The organism is Mucilaginibacter terrae (assembly GCF_042679325.1).
GTDB classification, from domain to species: Bacteria; Bacteroidota; Bacteroidia; order Sphingobacteriales; family Sphingobacteriaceae; genus Mucilaginibacter; species Mucilaginibacter terrae.
The window spans coordinates 45,213-59,706 of the sequence record NZ_JBHTMJ010000011.1 but is presented as its reverse complement, the minus strand read 5'-3'; the positions used below and the strand labels follow the sequence as shown (position 1 = coordinate 59,706).

The 14,494-nt window shown below is 42.7% G+C and carries 13 protein-coding genes; 7 read left to right on the top strand and 6 right to left on the bottom strand.

The features are described from left to right. Positions 1-8: 8 nt before the first annotated feature. Both tilS and ACFQ3S_RS09800 read left to right on the top strand, forming a co-directional pair. Positions 9-1,340: a tRNA lysidine(34) synthetase TilS gene (gene tilS / locus ACFQ3S_RS09805; RefSeq protein WP_377163814.1), complete on the top strand. Its 1,332-nt coding sequence runs from the start codon at positions 9-11 to the stop codon at positions 1,338-1,340. Beyond that, the gene (locus ACFQ3S_RS09800) at positions 1,337-1,828 is read left to right on the top strand and encodes a hypothetical protein (protein WP_377163812.1); all 492 of its coding nucleotides are present in this window, start codon (positions 1,337-1,339) and stop codon (positions 1,826-1,828) included. The genes tilS and ACFQ3S_RS09800 overlap by 4 nt, the downstream gene beginning before the upstream one ends. Positions 1,829-2,056: 228 nt before the next feature. On the opposite strand, the gene ACFQ3S_RS09795 is transcribed toward ACFQ3S_RS09800, so the two are convergent. Beyond that, positions 2,057-3,019, bottom strand: a complete 963-nt coding sequence (locus ACFQ3S_RS09795) for an isopenicillin N synthase family dioxygenase (RefSeq protein ID WP_377163810.1) — start codon at positions 3,017-3,019, stop codon at positions 2,057-2,059. A 243-nt stretch (positions 3,020-3,262) separates the two neighbouring features. Between ACFQ3S_RS09795 and ACFQ3S_RS09790 the strand changes: the two genes are divergently transcribed. Continuing rightward, complete coding sequence (locus tag ACFQ3S_RS09790; RefSeq protein WP_377163808.1) at positions 3,263-5,134, top strand: DUF6600 domain-containing protein; 1,872 nt, start codon at positions 3,263-3,265, stop codon at positions 5,132-5,134. Between the two features lie 74 nt (positions 5,135-5,208). Next, on the top strand, positions 5,209-5,655 hold the full coding sequence (locus ACFQ3S_RS09785; protein WP_377163806.1) for a thioredoxin family protein: 447 nt from the start codon (positions 5,209-5,211) through the stop codon (positions 5,653-5,655). 570 nt (positions 5,656-6,225) lie between these two features. Here the strand turns inward: ACFQ3S_RS09785 and ACFQ3S_RS09780 are convergent. Further along, complete coding sequence (locus tag ACFQ3S_RS09780; RefSeq protein ID WP_377163804.1) at positions 6,226-6,399, bottom strand: hypothetical protein; 174 nt, start codon at positions 6,397-6,399, stop codon at positions 6,226-6,228. Positions 6,400-6,552: 153 nt separating this feature from the next. Here ACFQ3S_RS09780 and ACFQ3S_RS09775 point away from each other — a divergent pair, with 153 nt between their 5' ends. Then, complete coding sequence (locus ACFQ3S_RS09775; RefSeq protein WP_377163802.1) at positions 6,553-6,864, top strand: hypothetical protein; 312 nt, start codon at positions 6,553-6,555, stop codon at positions 6,862-6,864. Between the two features lie 236 nt (positions 6,865-7,100). On the opposite strand, the gene ACFQ3S_RS09770 is transcribed toward ACFQ3S_RS09775, so the two are convergent. Continuing rightward, positions 7,101-9,203, bottom strand: a complete 2,103-nt coding sequence (locus ACFQ3S_RS09770; RefSeq protein ID WP_377163800.1) for a glycoside hydrolase family 97 protein — start codon at positions 9,201-9,203, stop codon at positions 7,101-7,103. A 630-nt stretch (positions 9,204-9,833) separates the two neighbouring features. Between ACFQ3S_RS09770 and ACFQ3S_RS09765 the strand changes: the two genes are divergently transcribed. Both ACFQ3S_RS09765 and ACFQ3S_RS09760 read left to right on the top strand, forming a co-directional pair. Next, positions 9,834-10,307 carry a ribonuclease H-like YkuK family protein gene (locus ACFQ3S_RS09765; protein ID WP_377163798.1) on the top strand — a complete coding sequence of 158 codons (474 nt, stop codon included), beginning with the start codon at positions 9,834-9,836 and terminating at the stop codon, positions 10,305-10,307. Between the two features lie 75 nt (positions 10,308-10,382). Beyond that, positions 10,383-10,844, top strand: a complete 462-nt coding sequence (locus ACFQ3S_RS09760; protein ID WP_377163796.1) for an SRPBCC family protein — start codon at positions 10,383-10,385, stop codon at positions 10,842-10,844. An 84-nt stretch (positions 10,845-10,928) separates the two neighbouring features. Here ACFQ3S_RS09760 and ACFQ3S_RS09755 read toward each other — a convergent pair whose 3' ends face one another. From ACFQ3S_RS09755 to ACFQ3S_RS09745, 3 genes are read right to left on the bottom strand one after another with little or no spacing between them, the layout of a single operon-like run. Continuing rightward, positions 10,929-11,747 (bottom strand): transporter, encoded by an 819-nt coding sequence (locus ACFQ3S_RS09755; protein WP_377163794.1) that lies wholly within the window; start codon positions 11,745-11,747, stop codon positions 10,929-10,931. A gap of 21 nt (positions 11,748-11,768) precedes the next feature. After that, positions 11,769-13,208: an acetylxylan esterase gene (locus tag ACFQ3S_RS09750; RefSeq protein WP_377163792.1), complete on the bottom strand. Its 1,440-nt coding sequence runs from the start codon at positions 13,206-13,208 to the stop codon at positions 11,769-11,771. An 18-nt stretch (positions 13,209-13,226) separates the two neighbouring features. Continuing rightward, positions 13,227-14,456, bottom strand: coding sequence for an acyltransferase family protein (locus ACFQ3S_RS09745; RefSeq protein ID WP_377163790.1), 1,230 nt, complete (start codon positions 14,454-14,456; stop codon positions 13,227-13,229). Positions 14,457-14,494: the final 38 nt, after the last annotated feature.

Below are 14,494 nucleotides of genomic sequence, written 5' to 3'. Positions count from 1 at the left end.
TTTTGAGCATGCTACCGGTGCAAAGCTTTACTGCCTTTATACAACAAAATCAACTGTTTAAGGCAGATGATGTGGTGTTGGCAGCCGTAAGCGGCGGTATGGATTCGGTTTTACTGGTTCATTTATTAAAGGCGGCCGGGTTTACATTTGCCATTGCTCATTGTAACTTTCAATTGCGCAATGGCGAAGCCGAGGCCGATCAGGCCTTTTGCAAGCAACTGGCTCTTGATATGGGAGTACCCTTTCATACCATTAACTTCGAAACCTCAGCATACGCTGCCGAGCAAAAATCATCTATACAAATGGCTGCACGCCAGCTACGTTACCAGTGGTTCGGGCAGCTTTGCCAGGAGCATAACTATGCTGCCGTTGCTTCGGCACACCACCAAAACGATACAATTGAAACTATATTGTTAAACCTTACACGGGGTACCGGTATTGCCGGTTTACATGGTATTTTACCTAAAAATAACCTGCTGGTACGCCCCCTGCTTTTTTTAAACCGGGAGGAAATTACCGGGCTGATTAGTCAGCACCATTTGGCTTATGCAGAAGACAGTTCCAATGCATCTACCAAATACGCCCGTAATAAACTGCGTCATCAGGTTATTCCTAAACTCAAAGAACTCAACCCTAACCTGGAGCAAACCTTTGAGCGCAACCTCACCCATTTCAGGGAACTGGAACAATTGCTGCAACAGCAGGTAGCCATGGCCAAAAATCAGGTTTGGACGGAACATGGTAAAGAGATACATCTTTCTTTAACAGGAATCAGCCAGTTATATCCACAACGCTTACTGTTAAGCGGAATGCTTAAAGATTACGGCTTTAACGATACCACTATTGACGACCTAATTAGCTCTCTAAATAAACACAGCGGACGGGTGTTTGAAAGTGCGGGTTATATTTTAGTACTGGATAGAGATAAACTCATATTGAGTTCGAAAATCATCGACACCCAGTCGTCAGTAACTATTGATCCAGAAGATGAAACTGCCCGGTATGGCAACTATACTTTTCAAATTTCGTGTACCGATGAGCCTGGGCCTATTGCGCCAAATGCTAATATAGCTATGATTGATTCGGGTTTACTAATTTACCCGTTAACCCTGCGCAGTTGGCGGCAAGGCGACTATTTTATGCCGCTTGGAATGAGCACACGCAAGAAACTAAGCGACTTTTTCGTTAATCAAAAAGTACCTGTACATCAAAAAACACAAACACCCATACTAATTAATGGCAACGGCGAGGTGATTTGGATAGCAGGTTACCGGCTGGACAACCGCTATAAATTAACGGCCCAAACCAAAAAAGTTACTATCTTCGAAATATTAAAATGACGACAGCAACAAAACCAGTTTATTTAGAAAAGCAGTACCTGGGCCGTGAATGGATACCGGTTACCATACGGCTGGTACTGGCCATGTTGTGTTTCGCCATTTTTTTTATGACCGAACCCAACGAGCGCAACGCCGACCTATTAGTGGTTGTGGGTTTTGCTATCGTCATTATCTCTATCATTTTGGGCTTTGTGGTCCACTTTACCATCAGGGTACAAAACCAAAGCATTTTGCTGAACGGCTTATGGACCACCAAGCTGGTAAAAATTGATCTCAACAGCATTGTTAAAGTAGAAAAAGGCACCTATAGCCGCTACCTGTTCAATAACCCGGTTTATAACCTGCACAGCAAAGGCACCATCCGCTTTTACACCGCCGGAAACGAGGCCATTCACCTCACCGACCGCGACGGCCTGGTTTACATTATAGGTTCGCAGCACTGCAACGAATTTTTAAGGGCTATACAGAGCGAAATGAAAGTAGCTTAATGCTGTTAATCCCTCCTTGGTAGACGAAAGAATTACAAAACACTTTTTATAAATCGTTCTATTCATCCCTCCTTGGGGAGGGCAGGGAGGGGTTAAAATCGCTTGGCTAAACTCTCTGTGTCAACCTCTTTCATGAAAGGAAATGCTTTTAAAAATACAAAGCCCTGATACAACTTGCATCAGGGCCAATTCAACTCCCTCCCTCCGGGGGAGGGCTGGGGAGGGGGTTTACTTCTTCAACCCAATCTCTCTCAGCCTTTCGTCTAAATACTCACCGGCGGTCATGTCGCTGTACAATTTAGGGTGTTCGGCATCAATGGTACTTTCTAAACTGGTTAAATCCATTTTTGATTTAGGGTGCAAAAAGAAGGGCACCGAAAAACGAGAGAACTTCATTTGCTCGCGCGGTGGGTTCACTACCCGGTGCGTTGTCGATTTTAATTTGTTGTTGGTTAAACGCTGCAGCATGTCGCCTACGTTAACCACCACATCTTCGCCATGTGCTTTTACCGGGTACCACTCCTTATCGCGGGTAAGTACTTCCAGTCCGTCGGCACTGGCACCAATAAGCAGCGTAATGAGGTTAATATCTTCGTGTGCACCGGCGCGTACGGCATCATCGGGCAGGGCATCCGGGTCTTCAATAGGGAAGTAATGCAGCGTGCGCAAAATAGAATTACCGTTGTGTATCTTATCGTAAAAATAATCTTGCGGCAAGCCCAGGTAAACGGCTATCGCTTCGAGCAGCATCGTACCGGCAGCTTCTAACTTTTGGTAGATCTCGCGGGTTACGGTATTAAACTCGGGCAATTCTTCTACATAAACATTATCAGGGTAGCTTTCTTTAACCGGGTCGCCATCGGTTACGGTTTGGCCTATTTGCCAAAACTCTTTCAAATCGGGCACTTTAAACCCTTTAGCGGTTTCTTTGCCTTTACTGGTATAACCACGCTGACCAGCCAGTTCGGGCTTTTCGTATTTTAACTTTACATCTTCGGGCAAGGCAAATAAGGCCTGTACCTGTTTGTAAAGATCGTCTATCAGTTCCTTGCTCAGGCCATGATTGGTAATGGTAACAAAACCGGTATCGTTAAACGCCTGGCCAATGGCATCCGAAAACCTTTTACGGCTCTCCGCATCTCCATTTTTGTAGGTATCTAAATCTAACCGTGGAATATTTACTGTGCTCATAAAAGATTATTTTAGGTAACGATTGGTAAAATTAGCAAAAATTAAAGCCCTTCCCAAACCAAGCCCCCTCTAAATCTCCCCCGGGAGGGGAGACTTTTTAGAATTATTTCTAAAGCCCTCCCTCCCGGGGAGGGTTGGGAGGGGCTCCTTCTAATTTGTTACATAAGAAACAATAAGCAGGGTTAAACGCTTTTAATTTAGCAGTGTCGAACATTGTAACCATACCAATTAAACTACCAACCCATGAAACTGCTCTTCAAATATATAACCCTGTGCGGCCTGGCATTTATTACCATGCTGGCTGTGCCCCAAAAAGCAGCCGCCCAAAGCAACGAGATCTCCTTTCAGGATTTTTATAACGAGTTGCAACCTTACGGTACCTGGATAGACGACCCCGATTATGGCAGCGTTTGGGTGCCCGATGTGGACGAAGATTTTAGACCCTATGCCACCAACGGCCATTGGGTAATGACCGAGTATGGCAATACCTGGGCATCAGATTACGACTGGGGTTGGGCACCCTTCCACTATGGCCGCTGGCGTTTTGACGATTACTACGGCTGGGAATGGATCCCCGATTATGAATGGGGACCGGCCTGGGTTGACTGGCGCAGCGATGATAATTACTATGGCTGGGCACCGCTTGGCCCTAATGCAAATTTAGATGCGTCCTACAGTGGGTATGACATTCCTTACGATTACTGGACCTTTGCACCACAACTGTATATTAATAGCCCGGTAATTTACAATTACTATGTACCAAGGCCACGCATAAGCGCATTTTTTGGCCGCACCCGTGTAATTGATAATTTTTACACCCGCAATAACCGCAGGTATGCGGCTGGCCCGCGTGTGGCCGATATTCAGCGGGTAACCCGCAGCCGGGTACAGGTTTACAACATCAATAATATTAACCGCCCTAACAGGCCGTTCATACGCAACAATACTTTTAATATTTATCGCCCTAATGTAAGGAAGGTAGAAAACGCCCGCCCTAACCGCGTGGTAGATGCCAGGGCTTACCGCAATGCTAACCCCAACTTTAACATTGGGAACCGCAATGGCGCGGCTATTAACCGCAGCAATGCCGCACGTTTGGCCAGCACTGCCCGCAGTAACGATGCCGCTAACAGTAACGTAGTACGGGTAAATAACAACGACGACAGGTTTAACAACCGCAGGCCTAACAACGGCAACAGGCCAGCAAATACAACAGACGACCGTACCAGCCGCCCTAACCGTACCGACGGACAAGCCGGACGCATACCCGACCGTACCCGTACAGAGCAAGACCAGCGCCGCGGCCAGCAGCAAGATCAGCAACAGCTAACCGAGCAGCAACGCCAACAACAGGCCGATCAACGTCGTCCGCAATATGAGCAACGCAGGCAGCAAAGTGGTCAGGCAGCGAGCCAGCCACAAACCGATGAGCAGCGTCAGCAAGCCGAACAACGCCGTCAGCAATTTGAGCAGCAAAGACAACAGCGTCAACAAACAGGCCAACAAGGTCAGTCACAAACTGATGAGCAGCGTCAGCAACAGGCTGAGCAGCGCAGGCAGCAGGCAGAGCAACTGCGCCAACAACGCGAGCAGCAAAGGCAGCAGGCTGGCCAACAAACCGAGCAGCAGCGTCAGCAAAATCAGCAACAAGCTGAGCAGCGCAGGCAGCAGGGAGAGCAACTGCGTCAACAGCGTGAGCAACAAAGGCAGCAACAACAGCAGTCGGAACAGCAACGTCAACAATCAGAACAAGCCAACCAACAACGCCAGCAACAACAGGAGCAACAAAGACAGCAGCGTGAACAGGCTCAACAACAAAGACAGCAACAGGCCGAGCAACAAAAGCAACAACAGGAGCAAGCTAACCAGCAACGTCAGCAACAGGCCGAACAACAAAAGCAACAGCAGGAGCAAGCTAACCAGCAACGTCAGCAACAGGCCGAACAACAAAAGCAACAGCAGGAGCAGCAGCGTCAGCAACAGGAACAACAACGCCAACAGGCGCAGCAGCAAAGGCAGCAGCAGGCAGAGCAACAGCGTCAGCAAAGACAACAAGATCCGCAGCGTGAACAAAGGCCGCAACGCCCTCAACGGGAAGAACGTCGCCCACAATAATTCCCAAAGCAGCCTTTTAAAAATGAGGCTGCTTTTTATACATTTACCGTAATATTTTATTTGCTGATTACACCATGAAAATATTTTTGAGATCACTTGTTTGCCTGCTGATGCTGAGCTGTAATGCGCCGGTGAGCATGGCGCAAAACAATGGCAGCAGCCAAATTAATTTTACGGCCACTACCTGGGCCGATGCCTTAAAACAGGCAGCCGCACAAAACAAATACATTTTTGTAGATGCTTATGCCACCTGGTGCGGACCTTGCAAAATGCTAAAAGCAACTTCTTTTAAAAACGGTAAGGCAGCAGCACTTTTTAACCAGAATTTTGTGAACGTTGCCCTGGATATGGAGAAAGGCAGTAATCCGCAACTGGCACAGCAATGGGGCATGCGGGCATACCCCACCCTCATTATTTTTGACAGCAAGGGAAAAATTGTATTAAATACAGTAGGTTTTATATCCGGGAAAGACCTGGTACGCTTTGGGGAAGAGGCTTTAAGACGGCAAAAAACTATTTAACAAAAAAAAGCCGGAATTACTCTCGCAGTTACTCCGACTCTACATCTACCTATGAAAAACAGCCCTGTTGAGTAGGGCATTTATATATAAACAAACCTTATACCAACTGAAAAAATATATTATATTAAGCTATAAAATGCGGTTTATTAACATTTTTTCGTCCCTATTTGTGGAAAACATTACTGTAGAATGGGGCGCCATTTCCCGTTATTTTCCTGATAATTAAACCACTTCTTCACTAAGCATACTACACCAAGGTATCTGCCATTACGCAATGGTGCCACTTTTAATTTTTAAATTGTAATAAGCACTTGCAGTTGTATAAATCACTGATTAATAAGCTATAAATTATGCTTCATGATGATGGAGAGTAAACAACCCATCATTACCTTAAACATTCAATCGCGTAGAGGTATTAAACCTCCGGTGACCAGGATGTTACATCTGTAACCACAAATGGTGGTTTTTATCCTGAAAAGCATAAGCCATAAAAGCAAAATTTCTTTAGTAGAAAATATTTGTTATAAGCAGCATATTTCCTTAATTAAAATCAGGAAAACGTGCTTTAAGCTATTGTAAGCGGCCATCTGTACGCGTTCCAACCGAACTGGTGTCGCGCCTGGATGTCGCCGTGTCATTAACATTATTAGATGGGCCGCCAAATGTGTTTTTTGGGTTTTCGCCACAGGCTGCAAGGCTAAGCAAAAACGCTCCAATTAAAATGAATTTTCCTGCTGATTTCATGATTTAAATTTTAGTTAAAAAAAGACAAGTCAATAACTATATTGTTTAACATAAAATAATGTAGCTGTTTAAACATCATACAACTATTCAGAATAAACAATTTATATTCGGCATAAACACTAAACTATATGAAAAATACGGTGTTATTTTATTATGGAGCACCATGTATTCCTTTTATCAACCGATCCTAATGCCCCATGCCAGGACGTAATACACTCACGAGATACCCCTTTAAAAGTAAAGGTGTTTTGTGTTACAGAGAAAAATTACACCCCCAACCCTAATGAAATTCAGCTGTTTGGTTATGCGTATAAAAAATTATATGCATTTGAGACCATGAATATTAGCCCTGATGATGCACTGGATGTAATAAGTGCTATACAATGGTATGCCGATTATATAGAATTTCCCGATATGGAGATCCTACCCCAAGACCCGCGCATTGGACACAGCGTAGCTATTTAATTAACTCTTTTTACAGGTTGTTTAATATTTACAATCATAGGGTTTTAGCAGCCCCGAATGATCATATACCTGATTTAAGGTATGATATTTTATTTTCTACACGAGTTTCAATATAATAGTTTTTTATAAACATCATTGTGTTTTCAAAAGGGTATCGGTAAATATTGCTGCATTAAAGAACAAGGCCCGTTATTACTAACAAGCCTGTTCTATATATAAACACACAAAAACTTTCTTTATTTAATACTAATGGCAAAGCCACCACCAGGGGCTACGGCTTGCTTGAGTACGGTTTTAGAGGTCACCTTCATTTTACGGATGGTATAACTTTGCGGATTCTTGTCGAAACTGGCTTCTTTACCATCGGCGTAAATTGTGGCCTCATAGGTTTTACCTTTAGGCAGGTAATCGAATTTAACAGTAGCGGTACGGGCGTTTTCATCGGTGATACTGCCTACATACCATTCGTTTTTACCTTTGGCCTTACGGGCTATGGTGAGGTAATCACCGGGTTCGGCTTCTACCATATAACTGTCGTCCCAATCAATGGCTACGTCTTTTATGAATTGAAACGCATCCGAAAACTTATTATAAGTCTCCGGCAAATCGGCGGCCATTTGCAGCGGACTATACATGGTTACATATAAAGCCAATTGCTTGGTAAGCGTAGTATGCACGTACGATTTATTTTCGGGGTTATACGCGCTGATTTGAGTTTGAAAGATACCGGGTGTATAATCCATCGGTCCCCCTACTAAGCGGGTGAAGGGTAGTATAGTGGTATGGTCGGGGTTATTCCCTCCAAACGACTCATACTCGGTTCCACGGGCGGCTTCATTACCAATTAAGTTAGGATAAGTACGCGCTAAACCAGTAGGACGAATAGCCTCGTGCGCGTTCACCATAATTTTATAATCGGCTGCTTTGGTAATGGCATACAGGTAATGGTTAACCAACCATTGGCCATAGTGGTGTTCACCGCGTGGAATGATCTGACCTACATAACCACTTTTAACAGCATTGTAGCCGTTTTCTACCATAAACTTGTAAGCTGTATCCAAATGGCGCTCATAGTTACGCACCGAGCCTGATGTTTCGTGGTGCATAATTATTTTGATACCTTTAGATGCCGCGTAACGGTGCAGTTCTTTTACATCAAAATCGGGGTATGGAGTCACAAAATCGAAAACGTAGTCTTTAGTTTTACCAAACCAATCTTCCCAGCCTTCGTTCCAACCTTCTACCAATACAGCATCAAAACCATTTTTGGCAGCAAAATCGATATATTCTTTTACATGGGCGGTGTTAGCGCCATGTTTGCCGTTTGGTTTGGCTTTGGCAAAATCGGTTACGCCTAATTTTACGCTGTTTAAGTCGGTGTATGACCAGGTACTTTTACCGGTGATCATTTCCCACCATACACCTACGTATTTAACCGGCTTTATCCACGATACGTCTTTAAACTTAGTAGGCTCGTTCAGGTTATATACCAGTTTCGAGAGGAGGATGTCACCAGCCTTATCGCTTACGATCACCGTTCTCCATGGCGTTTGAGTAGGCGCCTGCATAAATCCTTTCAGGCCAATAGCATCAGGCGTTAAAAACGACTCGAGCACCATGTTCTTATCATCGAGGTTTAACGACATGCACGAGTAATCTACCAGCGCGGCTTCATGAATGTTAATGTACAAACCGTCTTTACTCTTCATCATCAACGGCGTTTGTACCCCTGTTGGCGAAAACGTGGTTTGGTTCACATTGTCGGTAATGGCAGCCTTCATTTTGCCGCGTATTTCAGACAAGTTAGAAGTTACCGTACTGTATTCCTGGGTATCGAAATCACCCGGTAACCAAAATGCTTTATGGTCACCCGCTAAGGCAAATTGCGTATGCTCTTCTTTGATGATGAAATAATTAAGTTCTGGTTGCGATGGAAATTCGTAGCGGAAACCTAAACCATCATTAAACAAACGAAAACGGATGCGAATAAAGCGGTCTTTAAGTGCCTTTTGAGTTAAGGTAACCAACAGTTCATTATAGTGGTTACGGATGGTTTTTTGCTCGCCCCAAACCGGGTTCCAGTTTTCATCGAACGTAGCCTGCTCTGTTTTAGTGATGGTAAATCCATCTAAAAAAGACGGAACGTCCTTAGTTTCCAAACCCAATTTACTGGTTTTAATAACGGCCTTTTGCTTGTAAGTAAGCTGGTACGTGGGTACGCCGTTATCTTGCAGTGCAAATTTTAGGGTGAGGTTTTTATCGGGCGATTGAATGGTTTGTGCTTTAACCAACAGCACGCTGTTAAAAAAAACAACAAGAGCTAATAAATATATACGCATGGTTTAAATAGGTTTTGTAGTACTTAATTGGTGCCGCAAAATTTGCAAACCTTTAAGCAGGCTCCTAATTATTTAAGCATTTGTAAATTAAATTTAAATCTTCAATATAGGTAATAAGTTATCAATCAACACAATAGCCATATATAAATTTATCTATTAGTGTATTTTATTTAATTCAATTTAAGCTTATTATTATCCCATTTAACGTTTTTTGGTTAATGCCACTAACAATTATTGCTTTTGCCCTGGTTTTTCGTCATGCGGAAAGCGGGGGCCTCGAGAGGTACGGCGACCATGCTTATCGCCAAATACAAAACAACTGCTTATAATAACCATCAAAGCTAATAAGAACAAAAAACACAATATTTTACTTTTAGTCATCTGCAAAAATGCTATCGTTTTAGCGGTAGCCTACCTCATTGTAAAAATATAATTTTAAACGTTAAAAGCATTAGTAGGCAAATTTGGTGTGTAAGTTATCCACCTGCATAAAAATACATGAGTAAACTGTTGAAAACCAACTTAATGTTAACAAATAAATCATCTTAAATTTCGTTTAATACGAATAACAATCGCTTATTTTTATAGACCCTAAAAAGGTCATTTAAAATTAACTCTTATTGTATTTTTATGACCTGGAGAAAATTCAGCGGTGAAATACTGCAAACCCCCATTTTAGAAGAAGTAGAAAAGACCATTGAGCGCGAAACCAATTCGGGTAATAAACTCAAGGTATGCATCGGTACCGATTCGCAGGTGAAAGGTGCCATTACCGATTTTGCCACCGTTATTGTTTTTTTGCGCGAACAGCGCGGCGGCTTTATGTACATTCATCAGGAACGTACTTCGCAAAAAATGAGTATTAAGGAGCGTATGCTGAGCGAGGTGCAAAAATCTATAGACATTGCCTACAAGCTTTGCGACTTGCTGGATTTGTATGATGTTGCTCTGGAGGTACATGCCGATATTAACACTAACCCGATGTTTAAAAGCAACCAGGCCCTGCACGAAGCCATGGGTTACATTTTGAGTATGGGTTTTGTTTTTAAGGCCAAGCCCGAAGCATTTGCCAGTTCGTATTGCGCCAATAAAATGGTACAATAACGTACCTTATTATCGAATTTGAATACTTTTACGTACTATTGAAACAGTTTATTTATTCTACTGTTAAAAAAATACATGAAAACTTACGAACGCCGCTGGGAGCTGTTTATTCCCATATCCTTGGATGAAGCCTGGGATTTTTTTTCGTCGCCGCTTAATTTGCAAAAAATTACGCCTGCCGATATGAAGTTTGTGGTAACCTCGCCTTACAACCAAGATACCAAGATGTATGCCGGCATGATTATCACTTACAAAGTGACCCCCGTGTTTGGCATCAAGCTTAACTGGATGACCGAGATTACCCATGTGCAGGATAAACAATATTTTGTGGATGAGCAACGCTTTGGTCCATACGCGTTATGGCACCATCAGCACCATTTTAAAGAAGTACCAGGTGGGGTATTAATGACCGATATTTTAAACTACGCCATAGGTTACGGCCCGGCCGGTAACATAGCCAACAAAGTGCTGGTTAAAAACAAGATAGCGCAAATTTTTAAGTATCGTGAAAAGGCGGTAAAGCAACTATTTGGATAGAATCGTTTTTTTAAAACGAAAATGGTGCCGTCAGTTTAAATGAGGGCACCATTTTAAATGCTGAGCAACTGTTTATTATAATTCTTAAAACCGGTATAGCCCTTGTAAGCCAAAGCCGTAGCCTCTACCTGTGTTACGTGCGGTTAAGGTATAAAAACCCGATGCCGAGAGCGAAAATCGGCGTGAAAACGCATGGGCATAGCTTAACGAGGTACGGGTTACGCGATAATCGCGGGCGGCGCCTGTAAAAATAATCCGTTGTTTATCGGGGCTGGAAGAATATATACCCGATACATCTAATACCAGCTGGTTTTCTTTATCTATAGAATAACCTAAAGCCGCTAAATAAGTAATTTGTGAAGGTCCGTTCGGATCGTAGAACTGGCGGTATCCTACCTCCAAGTTATAATATGCTTTTTTATCTTCAAGAGCGAGGTTACCCGTGTTCATTAATTTAACCTCGGTTCCATACATACCCAAACCCAAGGTTTGGTCGGCAAACTTGGCATAAAGCGGTACAATAACACCACCATATACCGAAGTATAGTTTTTGTATTTGTAATTAATGAGGTTGTAACTCAGGCCTAATGTTAAATCGGCCAAACCGGCAGATACCCTATCAGAAGTAGCGTAATTATTAACTTGTATGGCAATAGGCACACTAAAAACAAGATCTAACCTGCGCGATAAGCCGTAGCTGCCGTTAATACCCAAACTATAAGAAGCAAATGTTTTGGTACCCCTGATGTATTTACCATCGGCGTCCCAATAATCTTTTGCAAAAAAAGCCGATACGCCAGCACCCAGCATAAACCTTTTTTTACCCATAGGCCAACCCGCAAACGCCGGCTGTGTACAAATAAAATATAAGGCAACAAATGTTATGTAAAAAAATTTCTTCATATATAAGGGTTGGGATATAAGCTATGGTAATACAAAGCCTTCTTTAATCCAGTAATATTGGAATATGTAATAGCTATCGTCTACTTCGTGGGTTAAATTGGGGCTAACCCAGGTTTCTTTCTTTTTGCTGCCTAACTGGTTATACATGGTGAAACTGGCACGCGGTGGACAAAGCTCATCGAGCAAACTTACCGCCAGCAAAACCGGGCATTTTACGTTAGGTGCAAAATTAATAGGATCAAAATAATCCCATAAAGCAAATAATCTTTTTTCGTTGAATGATGGGGTTTTGCGTACATATTCGCCCAGCATCCATACGGGTGATTTTTTTCCGGGATATAGGGCAGCACTTACTTTTAACGCGGTACGCAGGTTACAATACAGCGGTAGTTCGGCTGTAACCAGTTTAACCCGGGTATCAATACCGGCCAGTGCTATGGCCAGAGCACCGCCCTGGCTACCACCAACTACGGCCAAGCGATTTTCGTCAATGCCAAAGTAATCGGAATATGCCGCTAAAAAGTCTAACCCGCGTACACAATCCATGTACACCGCACGGTAAATATAATCATCGCGCGAATTAATATGATACAGGTTGTACTCTCCGTTAAACTTCAGGGCATCTTTACTATTGCCATTCCCCCGTACATTAATGTTAAATACAATAAATTCATCATCGTCCATAGTAGGTTTCATGGTAATTACATAACCTGGCAACCTGTATTTAACAGGCATTTTTTTAGTGCGCTTAACGGGTATGGTCATCCAGCCGCGTATAACGGCGTTACCCCATGAGTGCATTTCCACCAGGTACACATCTTTTTCTTTGGTCGATAGGTCGGCCTGGCGGGTAACCTTGTATTGCGGCTCTACCTTAGCCAGTATAGTTTTGCTGTTTTCCCAAAAAGTATCAAAATCGCCGGGCTTGTTAAGCGGGTCAATTACTTTATCAGGGTCAACCCCGTAAATACGTTTAAGCGTATCATCATAAAATGATAAGTTGAGCATAAACTTTACCTGGTAAAAGCCTGGCTGCTGGCGTGGCAAATCCACATTAATAGTGCGGCTGCCTTCTTTACCCAGTTTAACATTATAAAGTTTTTCGGTAACTTTTTCGCCCATATCCGTAGTTACCATTACAGTTAGCTTCCCATCCTGTTTTACTTTATAAGTGCTCTGGAGTTCAACCTTGTAGCCAATTGATTGCGATGATTTTAATAAGCCCGATTTGGGGCTGGCTTTTATTTTAGTTATAATTTCACCTTCAGGATCATCTCCGCCGGCTTCCTCTTGGGGTAAAACAATAGGAGTATTGGCTTTTTTGTTAGGAGCAGGTGCCGTGGTAGTACTTGTACTACCTTTTTTGTTAGGCAAACTCGGAATAGTACCCTGCGGATTTTGAGCCCGCAACACCAAAGGAAAAAACAAGGAAAGTAGAAAGATGTAAGTATATTTTTTCATGTTTTATTAGCGGTGTTGTTATGTGGTAACCTTAACAGACTGCGCTGCTTTACCATCCTTGACTTTAATTAAAAAGTCTGATTTGCGAATATAATGATTTAAAGGCTCTTCAATAGTCTTAAATAACAATATGGATAGGGCATTAAGCAAAACAAACTGCAACGCTAAATTCACAATATCGTTCTCTAAAGGCGAGTGCCAGTCGAGGCCATTTTTATCATACCATTCAAAAATCCAGTCGTTAAGCCAATTAATTCCGTTGTTCAAATAATCGCGTATATAACCTAAATGTATAAGGTAAAATATATACGAGCTTTTACCCAGCAGCTCAACAAATTTATTGGAGAGCACCTTTTTTATAATACTACCCTCGGTAAGCAAGCCGTAAAAGAACAACGCAATGCAAACAGCCAGCAGATAGTTATTAGTAAATATCCCAAATGGGTTATGTAAGCCGGCCGACCATCCTTTTGGGATTGCCAGCTGCGACATAATGCCCACACAAACAAACATCAGCAAAAACCCTATATAAGTATAGCTAACGCTGCTGCTGCGGGTTGCCCCTTTCCTGAGCATGATAAGCGCCAATTGTATGCCAACAAAAAACTCAAAACAACGGCCCAGGAAGGTATGGATCATCATAAAGGTAAAATTACCGAAGAAACCGTACCAGTTTATGTTGCGAAAGAGGAATACCAGCAGCGCGCCAAAGCCGGTGATAACCACCGGAATCAAAAATTTATTGTAATTTTTAGATGCTAAAAACATGAATGGGGCCGAAAAATAAAAGCATTCTTCTACCGTAAGCGACCAGCCTTGCGAGATACCCGTGAACTTCAAATCATCAAAAAAACCCCTTAAAAAGGTAACATTCATGAGCAACGCACCTATGGGCGACGGGAAGTTGCCTACCACCCGGGCATCTTTAGTAAAGTAATAGTAAATGAACGCGCCCAATGTTAAAATAAGGTACATGGGATAAATGCGGGCGACCCTGTTTTTGAGATACTGCTTAAACCAGTTTTTCGTTAAATGAAAATTATGATAATACCGGTAAGCAATTAAAAAACCCGATAAAACAAAGAATATAGTTACCCCCATGTGAAACTCCTGTAGAAATCTTTGCACGGCGTGAGGAAAATTTCCGTCGAATATGTACTCAAAGTGGGATATAAAAACCAGGTATGCGGCTAAAGCACGCACACCAGTGAGGGCGGGGATATAGTTTGGTAAGGTTTTTTGCGACACTACAGCTTAAATTAAACACTAACTTAATCAGCTGTTTA

What these genes read in the sequence shown, in the direction of transcription:
- tilS (WP_377163814.1), top strand. Translation starts at nt 9, where the DNA reads ATGCTACCGGTGCAAAGCTTTACTGCCTTTATACAACAAAATCAACTG.
- ACFQ3S_RS09770 (WP_377163800.1), bottom strand. Translation starts at nt 9,203, where the DNA reads ATGCGTATATATTTATTAGCTCTTGTTGTTTTTTTTAACAGCGTGCTG.
- ACFQ3S_RS09790 (WP_377163808.1), top strand. Translation starts at nt 3,263, where the DNA reads ATGAAACTGCTCTTCAAATATATAACCCTGTGCGGCCTGGCATTTATT.
- ACFQ3S_RS09760 (WP_377163796.1), top strand. Translation starts at nt 10,383, where the DNA reads ATGAAAACTTACGAACGCCGCTGGGAGCTGTTTATTCCCATATCCTTG.
- ACFQ3S_RS09780 (WP_377163804.1), bottom strand. Translation starts at nt 6,399, where the DNA reads ATGAAATCAGCAGGAAAATTCATTTTAATTGGAGCGTTTTTGCTTAGC.
- ACFQ3S_RS09765 (WP_377163798.1), top strand. Translation starts at nt 9,834, where the DNA reads ATGACCTGGAGAAAATTCAGCGGTGAAATACTGCAAACCCCCATTTTA.
- ACFQ3S_RS09750 (WP_377163792.1), bottom strand. Translation starts at nt 13,208, where the DNA reads ATGAAAAAATATACTTACATCTTTCTACTTTCCTTGTTTTTTCCTTTG.
- ACFQ3S_RS09800 (WP_377163812.1), top strand. Translation starts at nt 1,337, where the DNA reads ATGACGACAGCAACAAAACCAGTTTATTTAGAAAAGCAGTACCTGGGC.
- ACFQ3S_RS09785 (WP_377163806.1), top strand. Translation starts at nt 5,209, where the DNA reads ATGAAAATATTTTTGAGATCACTTGTTTGCCTGCTGATGCTGAGCTGT.
- ACFQ3S_RS09755 (WP_377163794.1), bottom strand. Translation starts at nt 11,747, where the DNA reads ATGAAGAAATTTTTTTACATAACATTTGTTGCCTTATATTTTATTTGT.
- ACFQ3S_RS09775 (WP_377163802.1), top strand. Translation starts at nt 6,553, where the DNA reads ATGGAGCACCATGTATTCCTTTTATCAACCGATCCTAATGCCCCATGC.
- ACFQ3S_RS09795 (WP_377163810.1), bottom strand. Translation starts at nt 3,019, where the DNA reads ATGAGCACAGTAAATATTCCACGGTTAGATTTAGATACCTACAAAAAT.